The sequence below is a fragment of the Streptomyces sp. NRRL S-1813 genome (genome assembly GCF_000719605.1).
GTDB classification, from domain to species: domain Bacteria; phylum Actinomycetota; class Actinomycetes; order Streptomycetales; family Streptomycetaceae; genus Streptomyces; species Streptomyces decoyicus.
This window is the reverse complement of the sequence record NZ_JOHB01000064.1, coordinates 1-13,373: the sequence shown is the minus strand read 5'-3', so window position 1 is coordinate 13,373 and position 13,373 is coordinate 1. Positions and strand designations below refer to the sequence as shown.

Sequence of the window (13,373 nt, the reverse complement as noted above, 5' to 3'; positions counted from 1 at the left end):
CCCGTGACCCCCAGCCCGCCACCCCTCCCACCCCCCGTATCAGAGTCGCGTCAAGACCGGCCCCGAAGTCGTCGAATGCCCCTTTTGCCCCCTTGTTCGGTCGGTAGGGTCGCAGCAGGTTCAGCCCGGTGGGGGCGGCTTTCACGTAAGACAATGGGGCCATGGCACGCGGCAAGCTACGGATATATCTCGGCGCGGCACCGGGCGTCGGCAAGACGTACGCGATGCTGTCCGAGGCGCACCGGCGCGTGGAGCGGGGCACGGACGCCGTCGTGGCGTTCGTCGAACATCACGGCAGGCCCCGTACCGAGGTCATGCTGCACGGGCTGGAGCAGATCCAGCGCCGCGAGCTGGAGTATCGGGGCGCGGTTTTCACCGAAATGGACGTGGACGCGGTCCTGGAACGCGCCCCGGCCGTGGCGCTGGTCGACGAGCTGGCGCACACCAACGTCCCCGGTTCGCGCAACGGCAAGCGCTGGCAGGACATCGAGGAGCTGCTGGAAGCCGGGATCCATGTGATCTCGACGGTGAACATCCAGCATCTGGAATCGCTCGGGGATGTCGTCGAGTCCATAACTGGCGTGCGGCAGCGGGAGACCGTGCCGGACGAGATCGTCCGCAGGGCCGACCAGATCGAGCTTGTCGACATGTCTCCCCAGGCGATCCGCCGTCGTATGGCGCACGGCAACATCTACCAGTCCGACAAGGTGGACGCCGCCTTGTCCAACTACTTCCGGCCGGGCAACCTCACGGCGCTGCGTGAGCTGGCACTGCTGTGGGTCGCCGACCGGGTGGACGAGTATTTGCAGGAGTACCGGGCGGAGCATTCGATCCGCTCCACCTGGCAGGCGCGTGAGCGCATCGTCGTCGGACTGACCGGGGGGCCCGAGGGCCGTACGCTGATCCGCCGCGCGGCCCGGGTGGCGGCCAAGGGTTCGGGCAGCGAGGTGCTCGCCGTCTACATCGCCCGCAGCGACGGGCTGACCTCGGCCTCGCCCAAGGAGCTCGCCGTCCAGCGGACGCTGGTGGAGGATCTGGGGGGCACGTTCCATCACGTCATCGGGGACGACATACCGAGCGCGCTGCTGGACTTCGCGCGCGGGGTGAACGCCACCCAGATCGTGCTGGGGTCGAGCCGCCGCAAGGCCTGGCAGTACATCTTCGGGCCGGGTGTGGGGGCGACCGTCGCCCGCGAATCCGGGCCCGATCTCGACGTGCACATCGTCACCCATGACGAGGTCGCCAAGGGCCGGGGGCTGCCGGTGGCGCGCGGTGCGCGGCTGGGGCGGACCCGGATCATCGCAGGCTGGCTCGTCGGCGTCGTCGGCCCGGTTCTGCTCTCGCTGCTGCTGACCGGGATCGGGAACGGTCCCGGGCTCGCCAACGACGTGCTGCTCTTCCTCTTCCTGACCGTGGTGGCCGCGCTGCTCGGCGGGCAGCTGCCGGCGCTGGCGTCGGCCGCGGCCGGCTCGCTGCTGCTGAACTTCTACTTCACCCCGCCCACCCACACCCTCACGGTGAGCGACCCCAAGAACATCGTCGCGATCGTGATCTTCTTCGCGGTGGCCGTCTCGGTCGCTTCCGTGGTGGACCTCGCCGCCCGCCGCACCCACCAGGCCGCCAGGCTGCGCGCCGAGTCGGAGATCCTGTCGTTCCTCGCGGGCAGTGTGCTGCGTGGTGAGACGACCCTGGACGCCCTGCTGGAGCGGGTGCGGGAGACCTTCGGCATGGCGACGGTGGCCCTGCTGGAGCGGGCCGGCGACGTCGAGCCGTGGACCTGCGCGGGCCGGGCCGGCAGTGACCACGGCACGCCGCTTCTGCGCCCCGAGGACGCCGATGTCGACATGCCGGTGGGCGACCACATGGCGCTGGCGCTGACCGGCCGGGTGCTGCCCGCGGAGGACCGCCGGGTGCTGGCCGCGTTCGCCGCCCAGGCCGCCGTCGTACTGGACCGGCAGCGGCTGGTGGGCGAGGCCGAGCGGGCCAGGACACTGGCCGAGGGCAACCGCATCAGAACGGCGCTGCTGGCCGCGGTCAGCCACGACCTGCGGACCCCGCTGGCGGGCATCAAGGCCTCCGTCACCTCCCTGCGCTCCGACGACGTCGCCTGGTCCCCGGAGGACGAGGCGGAGCTGCTGGCCGGGATCGAGGCGGGCGCAGACCGGCTGGATCACCTGGTCGGCAATCTTCTGGACATGTCCCGGCTCCAGACCGGCACGGTCACCCCGCTGATCCGCGAGACCGACCTGGACGAGGTGGTGCCGATGGCGCTCGGCGGTGTACCGGAGGACAGCGTCACCCTCGACATCCCCGAGGAGCTGCCGATCGTCGCCGTCGATCCGGGGCTGCTGGAGCGCGCGGTGGCCAATCTCGTCGAGAACGCCGTGAAGTACAGCCCGGACGGCGTGGTGGTGCTGGTCTCGGCCAGTGCGCTCGGCGAACGGGTGGAGCTGCGGATCGCCGACCGCGGCCCGGGAGTGCCGGACAGCGCCAAGGACCGGATCTTCGAGCCCTTCCAGCGCTACGGTGACGCTCCGCGCGGTGCCGGCGTGGGCCTGGGGCTGGCCGTGGCGCGCGGTTTCGCGGAGGCGATGGGCGGCACGCTCGCCGCGGAGGACACCCCCGGAGGCGGGATGACGATGGTTCTCACCCTCCGGGCCGTACCTGGCGGCCCGCAGATCACGCCCGACCTTCCCGCCCAGGCCACGACATGAGCCGGGCCGCACGGACCACTTTCCCCCCACACCCGGCGGGCCCGTCCCGCCGGGAGACGACACCACGAGGAGAACGCCAGTGAACCGGGTGCTTGTGGTCGATGACGAGCCGCAGATCGTCCGCGCCCTCGTGATCAACCTGAAGGCGCGTAAATACGAGGTCGACGCCGCCCCCGACGGGGCCACCGCGCTCAAGCTCGCGGCCGCCCGCCATCCCGATGTCATCGTCCTCGACCTAGGCCTGCCCGATATGGACGGCGTCGAGGTGATCAAGGGGCTGCGGGGCTGGACGCGGGTGCCGATCCTGGTGCTCTCCGCGCGGCAGACCTCCGACGAGAAGGTGGAGGCGCTGGACGCCGGCGCGGACGACTACGTCACCAAGCCGTTCGGCATGGACGAGCTGCTGGCCCGGCTGCGGGCTGCGGTGCGCAGGGCCGAGCCGACCGGTCCTGCCGACGCCGAGGTGATCGTGGAGACGGAAGGTTTCTCCGTCGATCTCGCCGCGAAGAAGGTCAACCGTGGCGGCCGGGACATCCGGCTTACCCCCACCGAGTGGCATCTGCTGGAGGTCCTGGTCCGCAACGCGGGCCGGCTCGTCAGCCAGAAGCAGCTGCTCCAGGAGGTCTGGGGGCCCTCGTACGGCACGGAGACCAACTATCTGCGGGTGTACATGGCCCAGCTCCGCCGCAAGCTGGAGAGCGATCCCTCGCACCCGAAGCACTTCATCACGGAGCCGGGGATGGGGTACCGCTTCGAGCAGTGAGGCGGCGGCTTCGGCCGGGCCCGCAGGTCCCCGCGGCCGGGCGCGGCTTTGTGAGGCGGGTGCGAAGTCCGTGTGCGGGCCGTGATCCCGGGACCCGGCCACCGGTACGCTGGGGCTATGAGTGCTGGGACCCGTTCCGAGAAGCCGGCCGGTCGCTTCCGCCGGCTGCTCGACAGGCTGTCCTCCTCCGAGGAGGAGTTGCAGTCCGCCGAGCTACAGCAGGATGCGCAGAACGCGGGGTGCACCCGTATCTGCGACTGCGACGACCGGCAGATAGTGAAGGTCACCGGCACCCTGCGGCATGTCACGATGCGGCCCCGTGCCGGTGTGCCCGCGCTCGAGGCGGAGCTGTTCGACGGCTCCGCGGCGCTCGACGTGGTGTGGCTCGGACGCCGCTCCATCGTCGGCATCGAGCCGGGCCGCAAGCTCATCGCCTCGGGCCGGGTCTCCCTGAGCCACGGACGCCGGGTGCTCTTCAATCCGAAGTACGAACTCCGACCGCTCGGACAGGAGTAGCCGGTGACGTCTCACGACCGACCGACCACTGACGCGGATGCCGACCCCGATGCCTCCGCAGACCCCACGCCCGTTCCGCCCGGCGAGGGCGCCCAAGGAGCCGCCGACGGCAGGCAGGTGACCGAGGCGGCGCTGTTCGAGGCGTTCGGCGGCGTGCGCGGCATGGTGGAGACCGTGGTCCCCGGCCTGCTGTTCGTCACGATTTTCACGCTCAACAAGGACCTGCACATCTCGGCGATCGCCGCACTGGCCGTCTCGCTGGTGCTGGCGGCGGTCCGCCTGATCCGCAGGGACACCGTCAAGCACGCCTTCAGCGGCGTCTTCGGCGTGGCCTTCGGCGTGGTCTTCGCGATGATGACCGGCAACGCCAAGGACTTCTACCTGCCGGGCATGCTCTACACCCTCGGGCTGGCCCTCGCCTACATGCTCACCACGCTCGCGGGTGTCCCGCTGATCGGGCTGATCCTGGGACCGGTGTTCAAGGAGAACCTCTCCTGGCGCACCCGCAACCCGGGCCGCAAGAAGGCGTACGCCAAGGCCAGCTGGGCCTGGGGACTGATCCTCTTCGCCAAGTGCGCGATCCTCTTCCCGCTGTACTGGTGGGCGGACACCACCCAGCTCGGCTGGGTGCTGATCGCGCTGAAGATCCCGCCGTTCCTGCTCGCGGTCTATCTCACGTGGGTCTTCCTGGCGAAGGCCCCGCCGCCGATCGACGTCTTCGCGGAGATGGAGGCGAAGGAGAAGGCCGAGCAGGAGGCGGAGGAGCGGCGCCGCGGCGAGCGCGAGGTGCTCGACCGGGTGGCCGACGACCTCTACCAGGGCATGGCGGCCGAGGCCGCCGAGGAGGCCGCCGGCGAGCGGCCGCGGCGGGCCCGTCACCGGCGCTGACACACCGGCGGACGGCACGCACACACCAACGCCGGGGGCCCGGGAACCGTTTGGTTCCCGGGCCCCCGGCGTTTCGGGTCCGGCCGGGTGGTGCGGCACCGGCGGCGGACGGCCGCCGTGCGCCGCGTACCCGGCGGACCGCCGGACGGTGCTACGCGTCCTCGCGCCGCGTCGACAGCAGGTCCTCCAGCTGCTCCTCGCGCGACTGGGCCGCGACGAACAGCAGCTCGTCGCCGGCCTCGAGCGCATCCTCCTTGTTGGGCGTGAGCACCCGCGTACCGCGGATGATCGTCACCAGGGAGGTGTCCTCGGGCCACTCGACATCGCCGACCCGGGTGCCGGCCAGCGCGGCCTCCGGGGGCAGCGTCAACTCGACGAGGTTGGCGTCACCGTGGCTGAAGCGCAGCAGCCGTACCAGGTCGCCGACGCTCACCGCCTCTTCGACCAGGGCCGACATCAGACGCGGCGTGGAGACCGCGACATCGACGCCCCAGGACTCGTTGAACAGCCACTCGTTCTTCGGGTTGTTGACCCGGGCGACCACCCGCGGCACGCCGTACTCGGTCTTGGCGAGCAGCGAGACGACGAGGTTGACCTTGTCGTCGCCGGTCGCCGCGATGACGACGTTGCAGCGCTGGAGCGCCGCCTCGTCGAGCGAGGTGATCTCGCAGGCGTCGGCCAGCAGCCACTCCGCCAGCGGCACCCGCTCGACCGAGATGGCGGTCGGCGCCTTGTCGATGAGCAGGATCTCGTGCCCGTTCTCCAGCAGCTCGCCGGCGATGGAACGGCCCACCGCGCCGGCGCCCGCAATCGCGACCCTCATGCGTGCGCCCCCTCAGGACCCGTGGCGAATGCCGCTTCGACCTTCTCGACCTCGTCGGTGCGCATCATCACATGCACCAGATCGCCTTCCTGGAGCACCGTCTGCGAGGTCGGCAGCATCGCCTCGCCCAGCCGGGTGAGGAAGGCGACGCGGACGCCGGTCTCCTCCTGGAGGGTGCTGATCTTGTGTCCGACCCAGGAGGCGGCGGTGTGCACCTCGGCGAGCTGGACGCCGCCGCTGGGGTCCCGCCACAGGGGTTCGGCGCCCGACGGCAGCAGCCGGCGCAGCATCTGGTCGGCCGTCCAGCGGACGGTGGCGACGGTCGGGATGCCGAGACGCTGGTAGACCTCGGCGCGGCGCGGGTCGTAGATACGGGCCGCCACATTCTCGACACCGAACATCTCACGGGCCACCCGGGCGGCAATGATGTTGGAGTTGTCACCGCTGGAGACGGCGGCGAACGCGCCCGCCTCCTCGATACCGGCCTCGCGCAGCGTGTCCTGGTCGAAGCCGACGCCGGTCACCCGGCGGCCGCCGAAGGACGACCCCAGGCGACGGAACGCCGTCGGGTCCTGGTCCACCACGGCGATGGTGTGCCCCTGGCTCTCCAGGGTCTGCGCAAGCGCGGAGCCCACGCGCCCGCACCCCATGATGACGATGTGCATGCTGATTACCCCGTGCCCTGTACTAGCGCGCTGACCTGCACAAACACCCTGCTCACTACTTTCTTCTCCCAGTACCGGCGACACGGAGCCACGGCTCGCGACAGGACCGGGCGCGTCAGCGGGGGCGCTGGGCGCACCGTGGTCCGGTACAACCGTAGCCGTAATGGCGCTCCTGGTACGGGGCGCGGTGGGCCGTGGTCGGATGCGGATCCGCCCCGTCCGCGCGACGGCATCTCGCGCCGTGCTGCGCCGTCCGGCGCCCGTAAGGCAGGCTACGAGGTGTGCCCAACCTGCCTCTCCAGCCCCAACAGGGCTACTGCACCCCGCACATGGTGGTCTGCGGCGATGATGCCCTGGCGCATCGGCTCGCCGCCGAACTCCGGGACGTCTACGGCGAACGGGTGACGCTCGTCGTCCCCTCCGCCCGCGAGCGGCACCGCCCCCGTATTCCGCCGCCCGCCCGCGCCCTCGAACGGGCCGGCGCGCTGCTGGGCCGGGTGTCGGCGGCGATGACGCGTACGACGCCGCTGCCGCCCGAGGCGGCCGCTGACGGTGCGGAGCCGCCGGAGGAGACCGTACGGGTCCTGGAGGCGGCGCAGCCGGACGACGCGGCGCTGACCGAGGCGGGCATCGTCGAGGCGGGCGCACTGGCGCTGGTCTATGACGACGATGAACTCAATATCCACGCCGCGCTGCGCGCCCGCCGGCTCAACCCGCGGCTGCGGCTGGTCATCCGGCTCTACAACCGCAAACTCGGCCAGCATCTGGAGGAGTTGCTCGATCAGGCCGCGGCGGTCGCCGCGCTGGGCACCGAGGACGCCGGGGACGCGGAGGCCGTCGATGCGTCCACGACCGTGCTGTCCGACGCCGACACGGTGGCCCCCGCGCTGGCGGCCACCGCGGTCGCCGGGACCAGCAAGGTCATCGAGGCGGACGGGCTGCTGCTGCGCGCCGTGGAGCGTGCGCCGGTGCCTCCGGAGCGGCCCGGCGGTCCGGGGCTGTGCACCCTGGCGCTGCTGTCCGCCTCCGCCAACGACCCGGCGGAGGCGCCGAGTTCGGCTCCCGGCGAGGAGGGGCCCGTGCTGCTGCCGGACGACGCCGCGGCCGCGGAAGCCGTCGGCTGCGGCACCGTCGTCCTGGAGACCGTCTCCTATACGGGACGGCCGGTGCGCCCGCGCGGACTGCGCGGCCGGGGCGCGCCGCTCGCCTCGCTCTTCTCCCGGCGGCTGCGCTGGTCCCTGGCCGGGGTCGTCGGCGCGGTGGTGGCGCTCGCCGTCGCCGGGTCCCTGACCACCGGCGAGGATCCGGTGCACGCCGCCTACCTCTCGCTGCTGGACCTCTTTGCGATCAACGAGCCGGCGATCCACGATCCGACGCCCCGTAAGGTGCTGCAACTGCTGTCCGGGCTGACCGGGCTGTTGCTGCTGCCGGTGCTGGTCGCGGCGGCGTTCGAGGGGCTCGGCACCTTCCGCAGTGCCTCGGCGCTGCGCCGCCCGCCGCGCGGTCTGTCGGGTCATGTGGTGCTGCTCGGCCTCGGCAAGGTCGGCACCCGGGTACTGGCGCGGCTGCACGAGATGGGCATCCCCGTGGTGTGTATCGAGGGGGACCCGGACGCACGGGGCATCGCGCTGGCCCGCCGGCTGCGGGTGCCGACCGTCTTGGGCGATGTCACACAAGAAGGTGTCCTGGAAGCCGCGATGATCGAGCGGGCGGCCACTTTGCTCGCCCTGACCAGTGAGGACACCACCAATCTGGAGGCCGCCCTCTACGCCCGCTCGGTCAAGCCGCGGCTGCGGGTGACCCTGCGGCTGTTCGACGACCGGTTCGCCACGGCCGTCTACCGCACCCTGCGCGCCGCCCATCCGCGGGCGCTGACCCGCAGCCGGAGCGTCACGTATCTGGCCGCGCCCGCTTTCGCCGGCGCGATGATGGGCCGGCAGATCCTCGGAGCAATCCCGGTCGAGCGCCGGGTCCTGCTGGTCGCCCGCGTCGAGGTACGCGGCCATACGGCGCTGGAGGGCCGTACGGTCGCCGAGGTGCTCCGGCCGGGGCGGCTGCGGGTGCTGGCGGTCGACACGTCCGCCCCCGACGGCCCGGAGACGGACGGTACGTCCGCCGCGGCCTCGCCGGACGCCGAGCGCGAGCCGGCGTATCTGGTGCACGAGCTCGGCGACGGCTACGTCCTCCGGCCGCAGGACCGGGTGCTGCTGGTCGCCACCCGGCAGGGGCTGGGCGATCTGCACGCCCGGCGTCCCCGGCCCGCGGACGCCGGGGCCCGGCAGGGGTGACTGCGGTGACTGCGGCAGCGACGTCCCACGACCTTCCACATGACCAGGCCATGACCCGTCACGCCACCTCACTGTGACTCGCGCCTCGCGCCCCGTGACGGGTGACGTCAATTCGTGACGGGCCTCGTCATTCTCGTGACGGCTCGCGTCATCTCCGTGACGAATCCCACGGGGGACGGGTTGCCGGGGACATGCCGTGTGCCCGACGTGCGGATCTTGTGGAGGCGAGGGGGCGCGAGGCCCCCTCAGCAGGTCGGACGCGCCCCGCTCGCGCCGCCGTACTCCCCGTCGAAGCCACCCGTTCCGGTAGCGGGTGGGCTTAGGCCTTGACGAAGGCTTAGCATCCTCTGCGTGTCCAAACTGACCGACGTGCCCAAACGGATCTTGATCGGGCGCGCACTGCGCAGCGACAAGCTCGGGGAGACCCTGCTCTCCAAGCGCATCGCACTCCCCGTCTTCGCCTCCGACCCGCTCTCCTCCGTGGCCTATGCGCCGGGCGAGGTGCTGCTCGTCCTGTCCGTCGCGGGTGTGTCTGCGTACCACTTCAGCCCCTGGATCGCCGTCGCGGTCGTGGTGCTGATGTTCACCGTCGTCGCGTCGTACCGGCAGAACGTGCACGCCTACCCGAGCGGCGGTGGTGACTACGAGGTCGCCAACACCAACCTCGGTCCCAAGGCCGGCCTCACCGTCGCCAGCGCACTGCTCGTCGACTATGTACTGACCGTCGCGGTCTCCATCTCCTCCGGAGTGGAGAACCTGGGCTCCGCGATCCCGTTCGTCGTCGAGCACAAGACCCTGTGCGCGGTCGCCATCATCGTGCTGCTGACGCTGATGAACCTGCGCGGCGTCAAGGAGTCGGGCAAGCTCTTCGCGATCCCGACCTACGTCTTCGTGGCCGGCGTCTTCATCATGATCATCTGGGGTGTGATCCGCGGCGTCGTCCTGGGCGACACGATGAAGGCCCCCACCGCCGACTTCACCATCCACGCCGAGCAGGGCGGCCTGGCCGGCTTCGCCCTGGTCTTCCTGCTGCTGCGGGCCTTCTCCTCCGGCTGTGCCGCGCTCACCGGCGTCGAGGCGATCTCCAACGGCGTCCCGGCCTTCCGCAAGCCGAAGTCCAAGAACGCCGCGACCACCCTGGCCCTCATGGGCGGCCTGGCCGTCACCATGTTCTGCGGCATCATCGGCCTGGCCATGGCCACCCACGTCAGGATGGCGGAGACCCCCGCCAAGGACCTGTTCGAGAACGGCAAGCCGCTCGGCGCCGGCTACACCCAGGACCCGGTCATCTCGCAGGTCGCCTCTGCGGTCTTCGGCAACGGCTCGTTCCTCTTCATCGTGCTCGCCGCCGCCACCGCGCTGGTGCTGTTCCTGGCCGCCAACACCGCCTACAACGGCTTCCCGCTGCTCGGCTCGATCCTCGCCCAGGACCGCTATCTGCCGCGTCAGCTGCACACCCGCGGCGACCGCCTGGCGTTCTCCAACGGCATCGTCCTGCTGGCCGGCGCGGCCGCGATCCTCGTCTACCTCTACGGCGCGGACTCCACCCGCCTCATCCAGCTCTACATCGTCGGCGTCTTCGTCTCCTTCACGCTCAGCCAGATCGGCATGGTCCGTCACTGGAACCGCCACCTGCTCACCGAGCAGGACCCGGCCAAGCGCCGCCGGATGCACCGCTCCCGCGCCATCAACGCCTTCGGCGCCTTCTTCACCGGCCTGGTCCTGGTCGTCGTCCTGCTGACGAAGTTCACCCACGGCGCCTGGGTGGCGCTCCTCGGCATGGTCATCTTCTTCGTGACGATGTCCGCGATCCGCCGCCACTACGACCGGGTCGCCGACGAGATCGCCGCCGAGGACACCCCCGACGACGACGTGGTCCGCCCCTCCCGGGTGCACTCCCTCGTCCTGGTCTCCAAGGTGCACAAGCCCACCCTGCGGGCCCTGAACTACGCCAAGCTGATGCGCTCCGACACCCTCGAAGCGGTCAGCGTGGACGTGGACCAGGCCGACACCAAGGCCCTGCGGGAGGAGTGGGAGCGCCGCGGCATCGAGGTGCCGCTGAAGGTCCTGGCCTCCCCGTACCGCGAGATCACCCGGCCGATCATCGACTACGTCAAGTCGCTGCGCCGGGAGAGCCCGCGTGCCGCCGTCTCCGTCTACATCCCGGAGTACGTCGTCGGCCACTGGTACGAACACCTCCTCCACAACCAGAGCGCCCTGCGCCTGAAAGGCCGGCTGCTGTTCACCCCCGGCGTCATGGTCACCTCCGTGCCCTGGCAGCTGGACTCCTCCGAGGCCGCCAAGCTGCGCGCCCGCAAGCGCGCGGAGTGGAACGCCCCGGGTGCGGTCCGCCGCGGACCGGTCGCCCAGCCGAAGAAGGAAAAGGCGGCCACGAAGAAGTAGGCGGGGTGCGACTGCCGGGCAGGACGCGACGGGCAAGGGGTGCGGGCAGTACAAGCCCTGAGGGGCATGGGCAGCACAAGCCCCGAGAGGCGCGGGCCACAAGCCCGCAAGGGCGCGACTGCCCGGCAGGACGCGACGGGCAAGGGGCAGTGCCCCCTACGGGCACACCTGGGCGAATCACAGGGCCGGGGCATGACACGGTGGGACGTAGACTTGACGGTCGGCATCCCGCCGTACCGCCCCGGCACCACCCACCTCAGGAGCCCTCCCGCCATGCAGGCAGAACCGAAGAAATCGCTGGTCGGCGAGGAGTACGAGGTCGAGGTCGGCCCGGTCGCACACGGCGGCCACTGCATCGCCCGCACCGACGAGGGCCAGGTGCTCTTCGTACGGCACGCCCTGCCCGGCGAGCGCGTCACGGCCCGGGTCACCGACGGTGAGGAGGGCGCCCGCTTCCTGCGCGCGGACGCCGTCTCGATCGACACCCCCTCCAAGGACCGGGTCGAGGCCCCCTGCCCGTTCTCCGGCCCCGGCAAGTGCGGCGGCTGCGACTGGCAGCATGCCGCGCCCGGCGCCCAGCGCCGCCTGAAGGCCTCGGTCATCGCCGAACAGCTGGAGCGGCTGGCCGGGCTGTCGCCGGACGACGCCCACTGGGACGGCACGGTCGAGCCCGCCCCCGGTGACAAGGTCGCCAAGGGCGAGGTACCGGCCTGGCGCACCCGCGTCCAGTACGCCGTCGACGCCGACGGCCACGCGGGCCTGCGCAAGCACCGCTCGCACGACGTCGAGCCGGTCACCCACTGCATGATCGCCGCCCCGGAGGTCTCCGAACTGGGCATCGAGAAGCGCGAGTGGCCCCAGATCGCCACCGTCGAGGCAATCGCCGCCACCGGCTCCCACGACCGCCAGGTCATCCTCACCCCCAAGCCCGGCGGCCGCCTCCCGATCGTCGAACTCGACAAGCCCGTCTCCGTCCTGCGCATCGGAGAGAAGGACGAGCAGGTCCACCGCGTCCACGGCCGCCCCTTCGTCCGCGAACGCGCCGCCGGCCGCACCTGGCGGGTCGGCAACGGCGGCTTCTGGCAGGTCCACCCGAAGGCCGCCGACCTCCTCGTCGAGGCTGTCATGCAGGGCCTGATGCCCAAGAAGGGCGATATGGCCCTCGACCTGTACTGCGGCGTCGGCCTCTTCGCCGGCGCCCTCGCCGAACGCGTCGGCGACAAGGGCGCGGTCCTCGGCATCGAATCCGGCAAGCGCGCCGTCGAGGACGCCCGCCACAACCTCCAGGACCTCGACCGCGTACGCATCGAACACGGCAAAGTCGACCAGATCCTGCCCCGCACCGGCATCACCGACGTCGACCTCGTCGTCCTCGACCCACCCCGCGCCGGCGCCGGCAAGAAGACCGTCACCCACCTCGCCTCCCTCACCCCCCGCCGCATCGCCTACGTCGCCTGCGACCCGGCCGCTCTGGCCCGCGACCTCAAGTACTTCAGCGAGGCGGGCTACCGGCCGCGACGGATGCGGGCGTTCGATCTGTTTCCCATGACCCACCACGTGGAGTGCGTTGTGGTGCTGGAGAAGGCAACTAAGGGAGCCTGACCTGCGGCTTTCCCTGTGCGCGCTATGCGCGGCATGGGCGACGCGGCAGAGCGCCGCCAACAGTCGCTCCCGTGGTGAGCATGCCGCAAGCCGTGGTGCGGCGTATTCCGCGGTCGGTCGGGTGCACGGAGCAACCCTCGGCGCCTGGTGCCTGGCACTCCGGTGCCAGGCACCAGGCGCTGGCATCTCCGGTAGGGGAGGTGTGGTGCAGGGGCTGGGGCGCCCTCTGGTTCTATGAGGGACGGCTCTTGTGGCGTCTCAGGCGGTGCCCTCGTCTGTCTGCTCCAGCTCTTCCGCGGTGGCCGCCGAGATCGTCGAGACGCTGTTGGGCCGCCGCCGCGACGGCGGCGCTCGGCGCACCTCCTGGACAGCGGCGAAGCCTCCAGCGGAGTGGCGAGGACAGCACCAACGCTCCATGCGTCCATCACGGTCCTTCTCGCAGGCGGCCTACCGTTACGAGCGTGCTTGACCTGGGACAGATCTTCGGAACACGCCTGCCTTGTGGGTGCCCCAGTGACCGGGTGGCTAGGCGACGTAGCGGTCCGGGATGGCTCGAACCACCGCGGACGTGCCCCCAAGTCGTGCCGCACTCACAGGATCGTGTAGATTCTTCGAGTTGCCACGGAGCCGACAGGGTCCGGGCAGCCATCCCGCCGCTTCGCGGCACCCACTACTGCACGGCCCCTCACCGGGAACAATTTCGGCATGCCG

At 71.1% G+C, this 13,373-nt stretch carries 9 protein-coding genes; 7 read left to right on the top strand and 2 right to left on the bottom strand.

The window, feature by feature from the left end; translation table 11 throughout:
- Positions 1–161 precede the first annotated feature (161 nt).
- The 4 genes from IF67_RS0137955 to IF67_RS0137940 all read left to right on the top strand — a co-directional run bounded on the left by IF67_RS0137955 (position 162) and on the right by IF67_RS0137940 (position 4,881).
- Positions 162–2,714, top strand: a complete 2,553-nt coding sequence (locus tag IF67_RS0137955; RefSeq protein ID WP_030993541.1) for a sensor histidine kinase — start codon at positions 162–164, stop codon at positions 2,712–2,714.
- Between the two features lie 79 nt (positions 2,715–2,793).
- The gene (locus tag IF67_RS0137950) at positions 2,794–3,477 is read left to right on the top strand and encodes a response regulator (RefSeq protein WP_030993540.1); all 684 of its coding nucleotides are present in this window, start codon (positions 2,794–2,796) and stop codon (positions 3,475–3,477) included.
- A gap of 117 nt (positions 3,478–3,594) precedes the next feature.
- On the top strand, positions 3,595–3,993 hold the full coding sequence (locus tag IF67_RS0137945; protein WP_030993538.1) for an OB-fold nucleic acid binding domain-containing protein: 399 nt from the start codon (positions 3,595–3,597) through the stop codon (positions 3,991–3,993).
- A gap of 3 nt (positions 3,994–3,996) precedes the next feature.
- A complete protein-coding gene (locus IF67_RS0137940) occupies positions 3,997–4,881 on the top strand; it encodes a DUF3159 domain-containing protein (RefSeq protein ID WP_030993535.1) in 885 nt (294 codons plus the stop codon).
- A gap of 151 nt (positions 4,882–5,032) precedes the next feature.
- Here IF67_RS0137940 and IF67_RS0137935 read toward each other — a convergent pair whose 3' ends face one another.
- Both IF67_RS0137935 and IF67_RS0137930 read right to left on the bottom strand, forming a co-directional pair.
- Entirely contained in the window at positions 5,033–5,704 is a 672-nt protein-coding gene (locus IF67_RS0137935) for a potassium channel family protein (protein ID WP_030993533.1), read from the bottom strand.
- Positions 5,701–6,369: a potassium channel family protein gene (locus IF67_RS0137930; protein WP_018093582.1), complete on the bottom strand. Its 669-nt coding sequence runs from the start codon at positions 6,367–6,369 to the stop codon at positions 5,701–5,703. The genes IF67_RS0137935 and IF67_RS0137930 overlap by 4 nt, the downstream gene beginning before the upstream one ends.
- A gap of 329 nt (positions 6,370–6,698) precedes the next feature.
- Between IF67_RS0137930 and IF67_RS0137925 the strand changes: the two genes are divergently transcribed.
- From IF67_RS0137925 to IF67_RS0137915, 3 genes are all read left to right on the top strand, one after another.
- Positions 6,699–8,657: an NAD(P)-binding protein gene (locus IF67_RS0137925; RefSeq protein ID WP_037840399.1), complete on the top strand. Its 1,959-nt coding sequence runs from the start codon at positions 6,699–6,701 to the stop codon at positions 8,655–8,657.
- A gap of 351 nt (positions 8,658–9,008) precedes the next feature.
- The gene (locus tag IF67_RS0137920) at positions 9,009–11,060 is read left to right on the top strand and encodes an APC family permease (RefSeq protein ID WP_030993530.1); all 2,052 of its coding nucleotides are present in this window, start codon (positions 9,009–9,011) and stop codon (positions 11,058–11,060) included.
- Positions 11,061–11,333: 273 nt separating this feature from the next.
- On the top strand, positions 11,334–12,662 hold the full coding sequence (locus tag IF67_RS0137915; RefSeq protein ID WP_030993529.1) for a class I SAM-dependent RNA methyltransferase: 1,329 nt from the start codon (positions 11,334–11,336) through the stop codon (positions 12,660–12,662).
- The last annotated feature ends 711 nt before the right edge of the window (positions 12,663–13,373 follow it).

Coding starts and splice junctions, on each gene's coding strand:
- IF67_RS0137955 (WP_030993541.1), top strand. CDS start 162: ATGGCACGCGGCAAGCTACGGATATATCTCGGCGCGGCACCGGGCGTC.
- IF67_RS0137945 (WP_030993538.1), top strand. CDS start 3,595: ATGAGTGCTGGGACCCGTTCCGAGAAGCCGGCCGGTCGCTTCCGCCGG.
- IF67_RS0137935 (WP_030993533.1), bottom strand. CDS start 5,704: ATGAGGGTCGCGATTGCGGGCGCCGGCGCGGTGGGCCGTTCCATCGCC.
- IF67_RS0137930 (WP_018093582.1), bottom strand. CDS start 6,369: ATGCACATCGTCATCATGGGGTGCGGGCGCGTGGGCTCCGCGCTTGCG.
- IF67_RS0137925 (WP_037840399.1), top strand. CDS start 6,699: ATGGTGGTCTGCGGCGATGATGCCCTGGCGCATCGGCTCGCCGCCGAA.
- IF67_RS0137915 (WP_030993529.1), top strand. CDS start 11,334: ATGCAGGCAGAACCGAAGAAATCGCTGGTCGGCGAGGAGTACGAGGTC.